Below are 16,819 nucleotides of genomic sequence, written 5' to 3' on the forward strand. Positions count from 1 at the left end.
GACATACATTGTCCCAGGAACCACTAGGAGGACGCCGTGCGCGTAGCAGTCATCGGAGGAGGGCCTGGCGGGCTGTACTTCGCGGCCCTGGCCAAGCAGCTCTCCCCGCGATGGGACATCACCGTCTGGGAACGCAACGCGGCCGACGACACCTTCGGATTCGGTGTGGTGTTCTCCGACGAGACGCTCGACGGCATCGCGCAGGCCGACCCGGAGATCTTCGACGCGATGTCGGCGGAATTCGCCCGCTGGAGCGACATCGACGTCTGCTACAAGGGCCAGGTTCTCACCTCCGGCGGCCACGGCTTCGCAGCCCTGGGACGCAAGCGCCTGCTGCGGATCCTGCAGGACCGCTGCGCCGCTCTGGACGTGGACGTCCGCTACCGCACCCAGGCACCACCGGTCGGTCAACTCGCTGCCGAATACGACCTGGTGGTGGCCGGTGACGGGGTACGGTCGGCAGCCCGGGACACCTACGCCGACACCTTCGTGCCGGACCTCGACGAACGGCACTGCCGTTACATGTGGCTCGCCACGGACAAGGTCTTCGAAGCCTTCACCTTCATCGTCGCCGAGCGGGACTTCGGCACCCTTCAGGTCCACGCCTACCCGTTCGACGACACACGCAGCACCTTCATCGTGGAGATCGACGAGGGCTCCTGGCGGCGCGCGGGCTTCGACACGTTCGCGGCCCGCGACTACCCGCCCGGGACCAGCGACGAGGACAGCATCCGGCTGTGCGAGGAGATACTCGCCGACCACCTCGACGGCCACCGTCTGATCCCCAACGGCTCCAAGTGGATCCGCTTCACCACCGTGCGCAACCAGACCTGGCGCCACGACAATGTGGTGCTGCTGGGGGACGCCGCCCACACCGCCCACTTCTCCATCGGCTCCGGCACCAAGCTCGCCATGGAGGACGCACTCGCCCTGGCCGCCTGCCTCCACGAACATCCCGACCTCCGCACCGCGCTCGCCGCTTACGAGGCCGAACGCAAGCCGGTCGTCGAATCCACCCAGCGTGCCGCCCAGGCCAGCCTCGAATGGTTCGAGCACATCGGCTGCTACACCGGGCAGGAACCCCTCCAGTTCGCGTTCAACCTCCTCACCCGCAGTCGGCGCGTCACCTACGACAACCTACGGGTCCGCGACAAGGAGTTCACAGGCGCGGTCGACACCTGGCACGCGGCGGCGGAGACATCGATCGTCCCGCCCGCCAGTGCCGCCGTACCGCCGATGTTCCGCCCCTTCCAGCTCGGCGGACTGCTTCTGCGCAACCGTGTCGTCGTGCCGCCCACCGCGCTGTACGCCGCACGCGACGGTGTCCCCGGAGACTTCGAACTCGTGCACCTGAGCACCCAGGCCCTCGGCGGCTCCGGACTGGTCTTCGCCGGTATGACGGCCATCAGCCCCGATGCGCGCGCCACCTCCGGCTGCCCCGGCCTGTACACCGACGAGCAGGAGACCGTATGGCGGCGGATCACCGACTTCATCCACCGTCAGTCGGACACCTGTCTGGGCATCCAGCTCACCCATGCCGGCCGCCGCGCGGCGACCAGCACGCCCTGCGCGGACGGCGAATGCGTTCCGCTCGGCGAGGGAGGATGGCCTGTGGTCGCCGCCTCCGCCCTCGCCTGGGACCCCACCAGCACGCCACCGCGCGAAGCCACCCGCGGGGACATGGACGACATCGCACAGGACTTCGTCACCGCGGCCCGCCGTGCCCACCGCGCTGGATTCGACGCGCTGGAACTGCAGTATGCCCATGGCCACTTGATGTCCGGCTTCCTGTCGCCGCTGACCAATCTGCGCACCGACTCCTACGGCGGCACCCTCGCGGGCCGGCTGCGCTTCCCGCTGGAAGTGCTGCGGGCGGTGCGTGACGTCTGGCCCTCGGGCAAGGCGCTGGTCGTCCGGATCTCGGCTACCGACTGGGCCGAGGGAGGCACCAGCGAAGCCGACGTCATCGAGATCTGCCGCGCACTCGCGGACGCCGGAGCGGACGCCGTCGACGTCTCCACCGGTGAGGTCGTCTCCCACGAGCGGCCCCGTTACGGCCGCAGTTACCAGACGCCCTACGCCGACCTGATCCGTAACGCCACCGGCATACCCACCATCGCGGTGGGCGCCATCTCCACCTACGACGACGTGAACTCGATCATCCTGGCCGGCCGGGCCGACCTGTGCGCCGTCGGCCGCGCCCAGCTGTACGACCCTCTGTGGACCCTGCATGCCGCGGCCGCCCAGAACTACACCGGGCCCGGAGCACCGTGGCCCCCGTCCTGGAAGGCGGGCAGCGGCAGGCCCCCCGGCTCCCGCACCGACCGTATCCCGCCCCGTCTCCAGCTGCTTCGCAAACCTCCCGTCCAGGTGCACCAGCGATGGCTTCCGCCCGCCGAAGGCGCTGTCCCCGCGGCGACGGCCGTCCGCTGACACCGCCTGCCTGTTCCGTGTCCGAGGAGGACCTGATGGAGACTCTGCCCCGCTTCACCGCCGCCGCCGTGCAAGCGGCCCCCGTCTACCTTGACGCGGCGGCAACCGTCGACAAGGCCATCGCGCTCATCCAGGAGGCGGCCGGTAACGGCGCCTCGCTGGTCGTCCTTCCTGAGGTGTTCGTCCCCGGCTATCCGTACTGGAACTGGACGATGAACCCGGTCCAGGGCTCCCCGTGGTTCGAGCGCCTTCACCGCTCGTCCATCGACGTCCCCGGACCGCACGTGGACGCGCTGCGCGCCGCGGCCCGCCAGCACGGTGTCGTCGTCGTCATCGGCGTCAACGAGCGCGCCCCGCACAGCCTCGGCGTCCTCTACAACACGCTTCTCACCATCGGCCCGGATGGAGAACTACTCGGACTGCACCGCAAGTTGGTGCCCACATGGGCCGAAAAGCTCACCTGGACCGGCGGCGACGGCAGCTCCCTGCGCGTCCACCAGACGCCCATCGGACCGCTCGGCGCACTCGCCTGCGGAGAGAACACCAACACGCTGGCCCGCTTCACCCTCCTCGCCCAGGGCGAACTGATCCACGCCGCAAGCTACATCGCCCTGCCGGTAGCCCCCGAGGACTACGACATGGCGGACGCCATCGCGGTCCGTACCGCCGCCCACAGCTTCGAGGGAAAGGTCTTCTCCATCGTGGCCTGTTCCACGATCTCCCCCGAGATCGTGGACACCGTCGCCGGGGACGACGAGGACGTACGACGCATGCTCGCCCGCCCCCGCAGCGCGCTGTCCGGGATCTTCGGGCCCGACGGCCGTCCTGTCACCGAACCACTGATCGACGACGAGGGCATCGTCTACGCCGAGATCGACCTGGCCAAGTGCATCCAGCCCAAGCAGATGCACGACATCGTCGGCCACTACAACCGCTTCGACGTCTTCCAGCTCCACGTCGACAACACCCCACGCGCCCCGGTGACCTTCACAGCCGACCCCACTCTCCACCCCGCCGCCCCCACCACCGCACCCCTCTCAACCGAAAAGACCGGCACCACGAAGGAGGACACATGACCATCGAGTACGACGACACGATCCTGGGGCGGGCCCGGGTGTCCGAAACCCCCGAACTCACCGCCTACTACGGCGAACTCACCGAACTCGAGGCCGGTGCGCTGTGGACTGTCGCCAACGACATCGAACCCTGGTATCCACAGCCGAAGTCCGTGCCGGTCCTGTGGCGCTACAACGAACTGCGGCCCCTGGTCCGCAAGGCGCTCGGTCTGGTCAAGGCAGACGACGCCGGCCGGCGCGTGGTCATGCTCGTCAACCCCGGCCGCAAGGACGTCAGCGCCGCCGCCGGACTCCTCTACACCGGCCTGCAGATCATGGGCCCCGGCGAAGCCATGACCGCCCACCGCCACCAAGCCGCGGCCCTGCGCTTCGTCCACGAAGGCACCGGCGCCTGGACCATCGTGGACGGCCAGAAACTCAAGGTCGGCCCCCGGGACTTCGCCATCACGCCCAACGGGACCTGGCACGAACACGGCAACGAATCCGACGACGCCCCCGTCATCTGGCAGGACGGCCTCGACATCCCTCTGGTCAACGCCCTCGACGCCGGTTTCTACGAGGTCCACCCCGATCTGCACCAGACACCGGGCAAGATCATCAATTCCTCGGTCCTCACCTATGGCGCGAACCTCCTGCCCTATGGCGTGGAGAAGTGGACCAGGCCCTACTCGCCACTGCTCGCCTACCCGTGGGAGACCACCTACGAGTCCCTGCGCAACCTGGCGAAGGCCACCGAGGGATCCCCCTATGACGGCGTGATCGCGGAATACACCAACCCGGTCACCGGCGGCTCGGTCATGCCCACCATGGGCGCGCACATGCAGCTCCTGCGGCCCGGCCAAGCCACTCAGGCGCACCGCCACACCGGCTCGGTCATCTACACCGCCGCCAAGGGCCATGGCGTCTCGGTGATCGCCGGACAGCGCTTCGAATGGAAGCAGGGCGACGTCTTCTGCGTCCCGTCCTGGGCCTGGCACGAGCACCACAACCTCGCCCCGTCCGAGGACGCCTGTCTCTTCTCCTTCAACGACTTCCCCGTGATGCGCTCGCTCGGCTTCTACCGGGAAGAGGCTTACACCGACAACGGCGGGCACCAGCCCACCGCCTAAACCGCGCCGCCGCGACGGAACGGCCGGCCCTGACACCGGTACCGGCGCGGCGGCGCATCAGCCGGGGACGGCCTCGCGCCCCGCACCGCCCCCGGCTGCCCTTCCTGCCTGCCCCACCCACAAGGAGCACCCATGCGACTGCTCACATACACCCACGACGACTCGCTCAACCGCCTGGGTGCCGAGGTCGACGGCTCGGTCGTCGACCTCGCCGCGCTCGCGGCCCACGCCGACGTCGAACTACCCAGCGACCTGCTGTCCTTCATCCAGGCAGGCACCACCGCCCATGGCACCGCGCTACGCCTGCTGGGCAGCGACTCCGACGCCTGGCCGGACGAGGCCGTCCACCAGCTCGACGAGGTGTCGCTGCGTGCCCCGTTGCGCCCCGGGAAGATCATCGGCGTCGGGCTGAACTACGTGGAACATGTCGAAGAGTCCAGCCGCAGCCTGGACACCGACAAGGAACTGCCCCCGCGCCCCGTGCTCTTCAGCAAGCCCGCCACCGCCGTCACCGGCCCCGGGCAGCCGATCCTGCACAACGCCGACCTGACGGCGCAGCTGGACTGGGAATGCGAACTCGCCGTCATCATCGGACGCACCGCTTTCCGCGTCACGGAGGAGGACGCCTTCGACCACGTCTTCGGCTACAGCATCATCAACGACATCAGCGCCCGCGACCAGCGCCGCTCCGGCCAGTGGTTCTTCTCCAAGGGCCAGGACTCCTACGCCCCCTTCGGCCCCGCCGTGGTCACCGCGGACGACGTACCCGACCCGATGGCGCTGGACCTGTCGCTGCGCGTCAACGGCGTGACCAAGCAGAAGTCGAACACCCGCCACATGCTCTTCCCCATCGCCCGCCTCATCGCCGACATCACCTCGGGCGTGACCCTCGAGCCCGGCGACATCATCGCCACCGGCTCTCCCTCGGGCGTCGGCGCGGGCATGGTCCCACCGGAATTCCTCACCCCCGGGGACACCGTCGAAGCCACCGTCCAAGGCATCGGCACTCTGACCAACCCCGTGATCGACGCCCGCTGACCCCGCCCGGCCCCCAGGCCGGGCGCCCCCTAACGCAACGAGGACCCCTGTGTCGCACCGTACCTACCGCATCGGCCAGATCGTGCCGAGCTCCAACGTCACCATGGAAACCGAAGTACCGGCCATCCTGCGCGCCAGGCACTCCATCGCGCCGGAACGCTTCACCTTCCACTCAAGCCGTATGCGCATGACCCACGTCACGCCCGAGCAGCTCAAGGCCATGGACGCCGACTCCGACCGGTGCGCCGTGGAACTCTCCGACGCCCACGTCGATGTGCTCGGCTACGCCTGCCTGGTGGCCATCATGAGCATGGGCCTCGGTTACCACCGCGTCTCCGAGCAACGCCTCCATACCCGAACCGTGGAGAACGGCGCCCCGGCCCCCGTCGTCACCAGCGCCGGCGCACTGGTCCACGGACTGCGCACCCTCGGCGCCAAGAAAATCGCCCTGATCGCCCCCTATATCCGCCCGCTCACCCAGACCGTCGTGGGGTACCTCACCCACGAAGGAATCGAAGTCCTCGACTACCAGGCACTGGAAATCCCCAACAACCTCGATGTCGCCGCGCACGACCCCGGCAACCTGCCCGGCCTCGCCCGCGCCCTCGACTACGCCGACGCCGACGCCGTCGTGCTCTCCGCATGCGTCCAGATGCCCTCCCTGGGAGCCATCGAAGAAGCCGAACAGCTCCTGGGCAAGCCGGTGGTATCCGCAGCTGTCTGCACCGCCCACCACATGCTGCGGGCCCTCGGCCTCCCGGCGCTGGCCCCCGGCGCCGGCCATCTGCTGTCCGGCGCGTACGCGGAGGCATCCCCCGCAACGTAGCGTCGCCGGCCGGATGACTGGGACCCGGCCGAGAACCCGAGTCCCTGGCACGCACGTACGGCTCGGTAGGATCGCCACTGCACGCTACGGAAGGCGATCATGTCGGACAGCGCAACCCGGCCCAGCTCCTTGATCAACACGATCTACGGGGCATTCGTCCGACGCCTCGGCGGGTGGATCTCCATTGCCGATCTGATCGTCCTGATGGCCGAGCTGGACGTGGAGAGCCCTGCGGTGCGGTCAGCGATCTCCCGGCTGAAGAAGCGTGGCATCCTCGAACCCGAGCGGCGGGGCGCGACGGGATACCGGCTCAGCCCGGCCGTGCACGCCGTCTTCGATGAGGGCGACCGGCGCATCTTCGGCAACCTGGAACCCGCGAACCTGAGCGACGGCTGGGTGATGGCCGTCTTCTCGGTGCCGGAGTCAGAGCGCTCCCACCGCTACCAACTGCGAACCCGGCTGACCTGGCTGGGGTTCGGGAACATCTCGCCAGGAGTGTGGATGGCGCCCCGCCGGCTCCTGGACGATGCCCGAAGCACTCTCGACCGCCTCGGCCTGAGCGATTACGTGCACCTCTTCACCGCCGACTACGCCGCCTTCAGCGATCTGCGCACGGCCGTCAGCACCTGGTGGGATTTCCCGGCCATCCAGGCCCAGTACGCGTCGTTCACCGACACCTACGCACCCATCGCTGAGCGATTGGCACGGCAACCCGAGATCGACCCCACCGAAGCCTTCCGTTGCTACGTGCCGATGCTCACGCAATGGCGCCGTCTTCCTTACCTCGACCCCGGCCTCCCCGCCGACTTGCTCCCCGAGGACTGGAACGCGGTCGCAGCCCGCCGCCTCTTCCAGCAACTGCACAACCTGCTCGCCGGACCGAGCCTGCACCACGTACAGACAGTGACCAGCCTGGAGAAGCAGAAATCCATGGCCTGACGAAGCCTGCCCCGGGTGGAGTTCCCCCGATACCCTCCCCTTCCCGGAAACCGGGGCTGTGCCCCGGGCCCCGGGGTTGGCCGGGTGCGGGCCGGTGGCCGGTGTTGTGCCCACCCTCCCCCATAGCCTTAAGGGCATGGGGGGACCCCCATCGCCCCTCTGGGGGTCCCCCCGGACGAAGTCTGGGGGAGGCCCGAGTGCCCACAACACTCGACGGCGTGAGGGGGTGGGGAGGGGTGGGTTGTTCCGGACGCTTGCCCGTGATTTGTGGCCCGACACACACTCAACCGCCCAACACAACGCCACCGCGCGTCGGGCCGTAAATCATGGGTCCGGAACGTTCCACCCCGGACCGCCCCCGACCGACCCATCCACAGCAGCCATGGGTGAGCGCACGCATCACCGCAACGGGTGGGTGGGCGGGGAAAAACCCACCCACGGCGGGAAAGCCGAACCGACCACCCGCAGGGGCGGGCGGAATCAGGCGAGCCGGGAGATGTCGCGGACCGCGCCCTTGTCGGCCGACGTAGCCATCGCCGCGTAGGCGCGCAGCGCCTGGGAGACCTTGCGGTCACGGGCGACGGGCGCGTAGCGCCCGCCCCGCGCCTCGCGGCGAGCGGAAAGCTCCTCGGCGGAGACCTTCAGCTCGATCGAGCGGTTCGGGATGTCGATCGCGATCAGGTCACCGTCCTCGACCAAGGCGATCGTGCCGCCCGCCGCCGCCTCCGGCGACGCGTGGCCGATGGACAGCCCCGAGGTCCCGCCGGAGAAGCGGCCGTCGGTGACCAGGGCGCACTTGGCGCCCAGTCCCCGGCCCTTGAGGAAGGCCGTCGGGTACAGCATCTCCTGCATACCGGGGCCGCCCTTGGGGCCCTCGTAGCGGACGACGACCACGTCGCCTTCCTTGACCCGCTTGTTGAGGATGGCGTCGACCGCGTCCTCCTGGGACTCGACGACCACCGCCGGGCCCTCGAAGGTCCAGATGGACTCGTCGACGCCCGCCGTCTTCACGACACAGCCGTCCTCGGCCAGGTTGCCGTAGAGGACCGCCAGACCGCCGTCGGCGGAGTAGGCGTGTGCGGCGTCGCGGATGCAGCCACCGGCCGCGTCCACATCGAGCGTGTCCCAGCGCTCGGACTGGGAGAAGGCCGTGGAAGACCGCACGCACCCAGGCGCCGCGTAGAACATCTCCGTGGCCTCCGCCGAGGGCGAGCCGCCGCGGATGTCCCACTTCTTCAGCCAGTCGGCCAGCGACGGCGAGTGAACGGCGTGCACATCCTCGTGCAGGTGGCCCGCGCGCTGGAGCTCGCCCAGGATGGCGGGGATGCCACCCGCCCGGTGGACGTCCTCCATGTGGTACGAGCCGTTCGGCGCGACCTTGCAGACGCAGGGCACCCGGCGCGACACCGCGTCGATGTCGGCCATGGAGAAGGTGAGCTCGGCCTCCTGGGCCGCGGCCAGCAGATGGAGGACCGTATTGGTCGAGCCGCCCATGGCGACGTCCAGGGCCATGGCGTTCTCGAAGGCCTGACGGCTGGCGACGTTCCGCGGCAGGACCGTCTCGTCGTCATGCTCGTAGTACCGCTTGGTGATCTCCACGATCGTGCGGCCCGCGGCCTCGTACAGCTCCTTGCGGGCCGTGTGCGTGGCCAGCACCGAGCCGTTCCCAGGCAGGGCCAGGCCCAGCGCCTCGGCCAGGCAGTTCATGGAGTTCGCGGTGAACATGCCGGAACAGGAGCCGCAGGTCGGGCAGGCGGCTTCCTCGATCCGCTCCAGGTCCTCATCCGACGTGGTGTCGCTCACCGCCTCCGACATCGCGTGGACCAGGTCCAGGTTCGACCGGACCGTGCCGTCCACCAGCGTGGTCTTGCCCGCCTCCATCGGCCCGCCGGAGACAAAGACGACCGGGATGTTGAGCCGCAGGGCGGCCATCAGCATGCCCGGGGTGATCTTGTCGCAGTTGGAGATGCAGATCAGCGCGTCGGCGCAGTGCGCCTCGGTCATGTACTCGACGGAGTCCGCGATCAGATCCCGCGACGGCAGGGAGTAGAGCATCCCGCCATGGCCCATGGCGATGCCGTCATCGACCGCGATGGTGTTGAACTCACGCGGGATGCCGCCGGCCGCCTTGACCGCGTCGGAGACGATCCGCCCCACCGGCTGGAGGTGGGTGTGCCCCGGCACAAACTCCGTGAAGCTGTTGGCCACGGCGATAATCGGCTTGCCGAAGTCCTCGCGCTCTACGCCCGCGGCGCGGAGGAGGGCTCGGGCGCCCGCCATATTGCGGCCATGGGTGACGGTGCGGGACCTCAGCTCGGGCATGGTGCGACTCTCCCTGCGGGTGACTCGGTAGTGACCACCGAGGGTACGCCTCTACATCCATGATCTGGACTGGTTTGCCGGATAGTGAGACGGGGAGCTCAGTTTCCGGCCAGTCCCCGGCCAGTCCCCGGCCAGTCCCCGGTCAGTCCCCGGTCAGATGGTGCTGCACCACCGGGGCCAGCCGGGCGATCAGCACCTCCCGGTCCTCCGAGGCCAGCGGCTCCACCTTGATCACATACCGCAGCATCGCCGTCCCCACCAGCTGTGCCACCGCCAGCTCGACCCGTAGCTCACGGTCCGGCGCGGACAGCTCACCGACCAGCCGGGTCAGCAGCAGCCGGGTCACCATCGTGCGGAAGATCCGGGCCGCGGTCTCATTGTTCACCGCGGACCGCACCACGGCCAGCATCGGCGCCCGGGTGGCCGGGTTCTCCCAGATGCCGAAGATGAAGCGGGTGATCTGCGCGCCCAGCTCATCGGCCCCCACCTGCGGCAACGCTTCCAGTCCGCGCCGGGCCGGGGCGATCGCGGCCTCGATCGCCGCCGCGAAGACCTGCTCCTTGGTGCCGAAGTAGTGGTGGACCAGCGCAGGGTCCACCTCCGCGCCCCGCGCGATGGCGCGGATCGACGTCTTGTCGTAGCCGCGCTCGGCGAACTCCGTACGGGCCGAGACGAGGATCCGGGACTTTGTGTCCGGCCCCTCGGCCGCACCCGTACGAGGGCGGCCACGGCGGCGCGGGCTCGGCGCCCCGCTCATGGCTCTGCCGTCCGGGCCGCGGCGGCCAGATGCAGCCGGGTGAAGGCCAGCGCCTCGGCGAGGTCCACCTCACGCTCCGCGGCGGACATCGCACGGCGTGTGTTGACCTCGACGACGACATGGCCGTCGAAGCCGTTCAGGGCGAGACGTTCCAGCACCTCCGCGCAGGGCTGGGTGCCACGGCCCGGCACCAGGTGCTCATCCTTGTTGGAACCGTTCCCATCGGCGATATGGACATGGCCGAGACGGTCACCCATCCGGTCCAGCATCGCGAGAGTGTCGGTACGGGCCGTCGACGTATGGGACAGGTCGATGGTGAAGTGACGGTAGTCATCGTCGCTGGGGTCCCAGTTGGGCGCGTACGCGAGCATCTCGCGGTCGCGGTAGCGCCAGGGGTACATGTTCTCGACCGCGAACCGGACGTCGGTCTCACCGGCCATCCGCCAGATTCCGCGGACAAACTCCCTGGCGTACGACCGCTGCCACCGGAAGGGCGGATGGACGACGACGGTCGAGGCGCCCAGCCGCTCGGCGGCCGAGCGGGCCCGCTGCAGCTTCGTCCAGGGGTCGGTGGACCAGACCCGCTGGGTGATCAGGAGACACGGTGCGTGTACGGCGAGGACCGGGACGCCGTGGTGGTCGGAGAGGCGGCGCAACGCGTCGATGTCCTGGCTGACCGGGTCGGTCCAGACCATGATCTCGACTCCGTCGTAGCCCAGGCGCGCGGCGATCTCGAAGGCCGTCGCTGTGGACTCCGGATACACGGAGGCCGTGGACAGGGCGACCTTCACGTCCGGGGTGCGCGCCGAATCTTGAGCCACGGGGCAAGCCTACGGTGAGCTTGCCTGCGGGGTTTCCCAGGCCCGGCGCTTCCTGGGCGGGCTCCGCGGGGTGGGTGGGTGTCCCCCTATTCCCGCCCCTTCCCGGCTGTACCGATATGCGGCTCCGCCGCGTGGCGGGGCTTCGCCCCGGGCCCCGCCGGGTTGCGGGCCGGTGGCCGGGGGGTTGTGCCCACCCACAGCCCCTCGCGGGGCTGCGAGTGCCCACAACGCGCTACGCGGAGCGTAGGTGGTCCAGGCGGCGGAGGATTACGCCCTCGCGTAGGGCCCAGGGGCAGATCTCCAGGGTTTCCACGCCGAACAGATCCATCGCGCCCTCGGCGACCAGCGCGCCCGCCAGCAGCTGGCGGGCGCGGCCCTCGGAGACCCCGGGGAGCTCGGCGCGCTGCTGGGCCGGCATCGCGGCCAGCTTCGGGACCCACTCCTCCAGTGACTTACGGCCCAGATCCCGCTGTACGTACAGCCCCTCGGCGGAGCGAGCGGCCCCGCCGAGGCGGGCGAGCTGTTTGAAGGTCTTGGAGGTGGCCACCACATGATCCGGCGCCCCGAGGCGGCTGAACTCGCCCACGATACGGGCGATTTCCGCCCGTACATGGCGGCGCAGCGACCGTACGTCCGCCGGGTCGGGCGGATCGCCGGGCAGCCAGGAGCCGGTGAGCCGCCCCGCGCCCAGGGGCAGTGACACCGCGGCGTCCGGCTCCTCGTCGATCCCGTAGGCGATCTCCAGGGAGCCGCCGCCGATGTCCAGCACGAGGAGCCGCCCGGCCGACCAGCCGAACCAGCGGCGGGCGGCGAGGAAGGTGAGCCGCGCCTCCTCCGAACCGGACAGCACCTGCAGCTCCACGCCGGTGTCGACGGTGACACGGGCCAGGACGTGCTGATGGTTGCTGGCTTCCCGTACCGCCGAGGTGGCGAACGGGAGTACATCCTCGACGCCCTTGTCCTCGGCGATCTCCAGGGCTTCCTTGATCGTGCTGGCCAGCCGGTCGATGCCGTCCGGACTGATCGCGCCGCCGTCATCGAGGAGTTCGGCCAGGCGCAGTTCCGCCTTGTGCGAGTAGGCGGGCAGCGGGCGCGCGCCCGGGTGTGCGTCCACCACCAGGAGGTGAACGGTATTCGAACCCACATCGAGGACACCGAGTCTCATAGGAGAGAACGCTACTGCGCCGACCGGGGTGCCGGTCCCCCATGGGCCCGTACCCTGGACGCGTGGTGAAGACGAACAAGGCGAAGGCGGACAAAAGTCAGAACGTGGGTGGGAAGAAGCGGCGGGCCGCCGGGGAGGAAGTCGATCTGGATCACGCACGGGCGTGGGTCGAGTTCCCGGATCCGGCGGATGACGAGCAGATCTTCCGCTGCGATCTGACCTGGCTGACCTCGCGGTGGAACTGCATCTTCGGCCAGGGGTGCCAGGGCATCCAGGCCGGACAGGCGAGCGATGGCTGCTGCACGCTGGGTGCGCACTTCTCGGATGAGGACGATGAGAGGCGGGTCGCCGGGCACGCGGCCCGGCTGACGCCGCAGACCTGGCAGTTTCACGATGTCGCCATGGAGTCGGGCTGGACCGAGACCGATGAGGACGGTGAGCGGAAGACCCGGCGCTACGAGGGGGCGTGCATCTTCAACAACCGGCCGGGCTTCCCGGGCGGCGCCGGGTGCGCACTGCACATACTGGCGCTGCGGGAGGAGCGCGAGCCGCTGGAGACCAAGCCGGATGTGTGCTGGCAGCTGCCGGTCCGGCGGACCTATGAGTGGGTGGAGCGGCCGGACGGCGAGCAGAAGCTGTATGTGTCGATCGGTGAGTACGACCGGCGTGGCTGGGGCTCCGGTGGCCATGATCTGCACTGGTGGTGCACGGGGGCAACGGCCGCGCATGGTGCGGGTGAGCCGGTGTATGTCTCGTACCGCCCGGAGCTGACCGAGCTGATGGGCAAGGAGGGCTACGACCGTCTCGCCGAGCTCTGCGAACAGCGTCTGGCCTCCCAGCTCCCGCTGCTGGCCCCGCACCCGGCGGATCCGGCCGCCTAGGACGAGGGCGAGGACGACGAGGACGACGAGGACGACGAGGGGGACGACTCCTCGGGTGGGTCAGAGGGGGACGGGCTGGGGTCGGACGGCTCCGGGTCGGAGGGCGATGGGCTGCCCGGGTCCGAGGGGCCGGGGTCCGGGTCCTTGCCACGGCCCTGGAGCGTGATCACCGTGTTCGCGGGGGCGATCTGGATACGGGCCGACCACTCACCCTGCGGTTCGCGGGCACGGTCGATGGTCACCGTGATCGTCGTGGACTCACCGGGCTGTAGCGTGCCGGACGTATGGCTGAGCCGTAGCCAGCTGGCGTCAGTCGACGCGGACCAGTGCACCGGTGATCCGCCGGATGCCGTCAGGGTGATCTGCGTAACGTCGCCGGATGGCTGGGCGTCGACCGTCAGCCGTCCCGGCCCGGGCTGTGCGGGGGCGCCGCTGGGGCTGCCGACGGCGCCGGTGCCGCCACCGTGGGAGTACCGGGTGGCGGGGTCGCTGGACCCGTCGCCGTCCGGGGAGCCGGAGGAGCCGTCCGCCTCAGCGGACACCTTGGCCCCGCGCCGCCCGCGCGGGTTCTTGGCCGGGTCGCCGGTGGGGTCGCCCGTACGGTCGGCGCGGCCGGCGTTCTCATAAGGGTGGCCGTTCAGACCCTGCTGCTCATCCGGCTCGGTCGCCGAGGCTGAGGTCACATCCCGGCCCTCCCCGGTGAACGGCGCCGCGCGATACGCCGCCCAGAGGGCGACCACCGGTGCCGCGACCACGGTGGCGACCACCGTGGTGGTCACCGCCCGGCTGCGCAGCCGGCCCCGGCGGGCGCCCCGGTCCCTGAGCTCGACCGGGAAGCCCCGCCGGTCAAGGCGCGGTGTCGGCAGCACCCTGGCCCGCAGCGCGGCACGCATCGCGGCGTGCACGGCGGCCCGCGGCGCCTCCAGCACGGTGAGGGTGCTGGTGCCGAGGGCCACGGTGCCGGGCCAGGACGCCCCGGCCATCACCCGCTCAGCGGTCCGGCGGCAGTTGGCGCACGCGTCGACATGCCGCACCAACTCCCGGCGCAGCGCGGTGCCGAGAAGCACCTCGTGGTCCCCGGCGAGCCGGGCGACGGCCGGACAGCCACCGGTCTCCACAACGGCCAGCGCCGCCCGGGTCCGCTCGACCTCGCAGGCACCGCTGGAGAGCAGCAGCCGGGTGGCGTCGCTGTCCATGCTGAGGATGGCGGCGACCTCATGGACGGGCAGCTGATGGCGCACGGCCAGCTCAAGCGCCTCGCGCTGCTCGGGGGTGGTTCCGGCGGCCTCCGGCCAGGCGAGGGCGGCGAGTTCACGGCGGCGCTGGGTGGCGGCGGCACCGGAGAGCTTGGGCCGCTCGGGCTGGCCGTGGGCGGCGAGACGGCGCAGACAGGCCCACCGGGTCAACGCGTAGAGCCAGGGGCGGTACAGCGCGGTATCGGCGGGGCGGCGGCCGCGACGCTGGGCCCGTTCGCGCTGCCGCTCGGCGAGTGCGAGCGCCTCACCGAGGGCCGCGGTGGCGGCCTCGTGCTCGCACATGACGGAGAGGCAATACGTGAACAGCCCGTCGAGATGCGGGTCGTAGTGCATGGGCGGCCAGGTCTCCACCGGATCAGCGCGCATCGCGCCACGGCGCGCCACGTCTGCGCCAGTGGTGTGCGGAGGGTGCTCGCGCCTGCTCATCATCCGGTGACCGTAGGCCTCAATTGGGTATGAACTCTCGCCGGTTGCGCAGGTTTAACCCTTACGGGTGACAATCTCGCTCGAAAGAGCACATGGGGTGGGCCTGCTACGGGGTGGGGCGGAGCGTCGTGGCTGGGGTGGGTGGTGGGTTGCGTAGAGGGGCCGGGCCCACCTGTCCACCCTTCTATGCCGGAGTGTGGGGCGTCAGGCCGCCCCTCTGCAGCCGCCAGTCAACCCCTCTACGGGTGGGCTGTCACTGCACCCCGTTACGGTGAGGCGCATGGCCGCCCGTAAATCGTCCGCCAAGGACCGCCCCTCCTACCGTTGCACCGAGTGCGGCTGGACCACCGCCAAGTGGCTCGGCCGCTGCCCGGAGTGCCACGCCTGGGGCACCGTCGAGGAAACCGGCGCCGCGCCCGCCGTGCGGACGACCGCGCCCGGCCGGGTCTCCACCGCCGCACTGCCCATCGGGCAGGTGGACGGCTCCCTGGCCGCCGCCCGCTCCACCGGGGTGCCGGAGCTGGACCGGGTGCTCGGCGGCGGTCTGGTGCCGGGCGCGGTGGTGCTGTTCGCCGGGGAGCCGGGGGTCGGCAAGTCGACGCTGCTCCTCGATGTCGCCGCCAAGGCGGCCAGCGCGGAGGAGCGCACGCTGTATGTGACCGGCGAGGAGTCGGCGGGGCAGGTCCGGATGCGGGCGGACCGTATCGGCGCGCTGGACGACCACCTCTATCTGGCGGCCGAGACCGATCTCTCCGCCGTCCTCGGGCATCTGGACGAGGTCAAGCCCTCCCTGCTGGTGCTGGACTCGGTACAGACCGTGGCCTCCCCCGAGATCGACGGGGCGCCGGGCGGTATGGCACAGGTACGTGAGGTGGCCGGGGCGCTGATCCGGGCGTCCAAGGAGCGCGGCATGTCCACGCTGCTGGTCGGCCATGTCACCAAGGACGGCGCCATCGCGGGCCCCCGGCTGCTGGAGCATCTGGTGGACGTGGTGCTGCACTTCGAGGGTGACCGGCACGCCCGGCTGCGGCTCGTACGCGGGGTGAAGAACCGCTACGGCGCCACCGATGAGGTCGGCTGCTTCGAGCTGCACGACGAGGGGATCACCGGCCTGACCGACCCCTCCGGGCTCTTTCTCACCCGGCGCGATGAGCCCGTCCCCGGCACCTGTCTGACCGTAACCCTGGAGGGACGGCGGCCCCTGGTCGCCGAGGTGCAGTCGCTGACGGTCGACTCCCAGATCCCCTCGCCACGTCGCACCACCTCCGGCCTGGAGACCTCCCGGGTTTCGATGATGCTCGCCGTACTGGAGCAGCGCGGACGGATCAACGCCCTGGGCAAAAGGGACATCTACAGCGCCACGGTAGGAGGCGTGAAGCTCTCCGAGCCCGCTGCCGATCTGGCCGTCACCCTTGCCCTGGCAAGCGCGGCCATCGACACCCCGTTGCCGAAGAACCTGGTGGCGATCGGTGAGGTCGGGCTCGCGGGCGAGGTCCGCCGGGTCACCGGAGTGCAGCGGCGGCTGGCCGAGGCGGCCCGGCTCGGCTTCACCCACGCACTGGTCCCCGTCGACCCCGGGAAGGTGCCGGACGGCATGCGCGTCAGGGAGGTCGCGGACATAGGCGAGGCGCTGCGCGTGCTGCCCGCACGGAGCGCTGGGCCGGACGCTGACGGCCGCCGGTAGACTTTGCCCTGGTCTCGCCCGTACGTACGCACGACCGAAGGAGTGCCGTGGCAGCCAACGACCGGGCAGGAGCCTCTGACCGCCTG

At 70.2% G+C, this 16,819-nt stretch carries 13 protein-coding genes; 8 read left to right on the forward strand and 5 right to left on the reverse strand.

The annotated features are described in order from the left end of the window. The first annotated feature begins 36 nt into the window (after positions 1–36). The 6 genes from test1122_RS10855 to test1122_RS10880 all read left to right on the forward strand — a co-directional run bounded on the left by test1122_RS10855 (position 37) and on the right by test1122_RS10880 (position 7,421). Positions 37–2,433, forward strand: a complete 2,397-nt coding sequence (locus test1122_RS10855) for a bifunctional salicylyl-CoA 5-hydroxylase/oxidoreductase (RefSeq protein ID WP_232268966.1) — start codon at positions 37–39, stop codon at positions 2,431–2,433. 35 nt (positions 2,434–2,468) lie between these two features. Then, complete coding sequence (locus tag test1122_RS10860; RefSeq protein ID WP_232268967.1) at positions 2,469–3,509, forward strand: carbon-nitrogen hydrolase family protein; 1,041 nt, start codon at positions 2,469–2,471, stop codon at positions 3,507–3,509. Continuing rightward, positions 3,506–4,618: a cupin domain-containing protein gene (locus tag test1122_RS10865; RefSeq protein WP_232268968.1), complete on the forward strand. Its 1,113-nt coding sequence runs from the start codon at positions 3,506–3,508 to the stop codon at positions 4,616–4,618. Before test1122_RS10860 ends, test1122_RS10865 begins: the two co-directional genes overlap by 4 nt. A 132-nt stretch (positions 4,619–4,750) precedes the next feature. Further along, complete coding sequence (locus test1122_RS10870) at positions 4,751–5,656, forward strand: fumarylacetoacetate hydrolase family protein (RefSeq protein ID WP_232268969.1); 906 nt, start codon at positions 4,751–4,753, stop codon at positions 5,654–5,656. 103 nt (positions 5,657–5,759) lie between these two features. Beyond that, a complete protein-coding gene (locus tag test1122_RS10875) occupies positions 5,760–6,482 on the forward strand; it encodes a maleate cis-trans isomerase family protein (protein WP_232271860.1) in 723 nt (240 codons plus the stop codon). Between the two features lie 99 nt (positions 6,483–6,581). Continuing rightward, positions 6,582–7,421, forward strand: a complete 840-nt coding sequence (locus test1122_RS10880) for a PaaX family transcriptional regulator (protein ID WP_232268970.1) — start codon at positions 6,582–6,584, stop codon at positions 7,419–7,421. 480 nt (positions 7,422–7,901) lie between these two features. On the opposite strand, the gene ilvD is transcribed toward test1122_RS10880, so the two are convergent. The 4 genes from ilvD to test1122_RS10900 form a co-directional block, all read right to left on the reverse strand. Then, positions 7,902–9,743: a dihydroxy-acid dehydratase gene (gene ilvD / locus test1122_RS10885; RefSeq protein WP_232268971.1), complete on the reverse strand. Its 1,842-nt coding sequence runs from the start codon at positions 9,741–9,743 to the stop codon at positions 7,902–7,904. A gap of 142 nt (positions 9,744–9,885) precedes the next feature. Next, entirely contained in the window at positions 9,886–10,500 is a 615-nt protein-coding gene (locus test1122_RS10890) for a TetR/AcrR family transcriptional regulator (protein ID WP_232268972.1), read from the reverse strand. Continuing rightward, positions 10,497–11,321, reverse strand: coding sequence for a sugar phosphate isomerase/epimerase family protein (locus test1122_RS10895; RefSeq protein ID WP_232268973.1), 825 nt, complete (start codon positions 11,319–11,321; stop codon positions 10,497–10,499). The genes test1122_RS10890 and test1122_RS10895 overlap by 4 nt, the downstream gene beginning before the upstream one ends. Before the next feature lie 232 nt (positions 11,322–11,553). Then, entirely contained in the window at positions 11,554–12,486 is a 933-nt protein-coding gene (locus test1122_RS10900; RefSeq protein ID WP_232268974.1) for a Ppx/GppA family phosphatase, read from the reverse strand. Positions 12,487–12,548: 62 nt separating this feature from the next. Here test1122_RS10900 and test1122_RS10905 point away from each other — a divergent pair, with 62 nt between their 5' ends. After that, positions 12,549–13,367 (forward strand): DUF3109 family protein, encoded by an 819-nt coding sequence (locus tag test1122_RS10905; RefSeq protein ID WP_232268975.1) that lies wholly within the window; start codon positions 12,549–12,551, stop codon positions 13,365–13,367. Here the strand turns inward: test1122_RS10905 and test1122_RS10910 are convergent. Further along, on the reverse strand, positions 13,364–15,052 hold the full coding sequence (locus tag test1122_RS10910) for a BACON domain-containing protein (protein ID WP_232268976.1): 1,689 nt from the start codon (positions 15,050–15,052) through the stop codon (positions 13,364–13,366). The two genes, test1122_RS10905 and test1122_RS10910, sit on opposite strands and share 4 nt — an antisense overlap. Before the next feature lie 277 nt (positions 15,053–15,329). Between test1122_RS10910 and radA the strand changes: the two genes are divergently transcribed. Continuing rightward, on the forward strand, positions 15,330–16,733 hold the full coding sequence (gene radA / locus test1122_RS10915) for a DNA repair protein RadA (protein ID WP_232268977.1): 1,404 nt from the start codon (positions 15,330–15,332) through the stop codon (positions 16,731–16,733). The last annotated feature ends 86 nt before the right edge of the window (positions 16,734–16,819 follow it).

It is taken from the genome of Streptomyces gobiensis, assembly GCF_021216675.1.
Taxonomy (GTDB): domain Bacteria; phylum Actinomycetota; class Actinomycetes; order Streptomycetales; family Streptomycetaceae; genus Streptomyces; species Streptomyces gobiensis.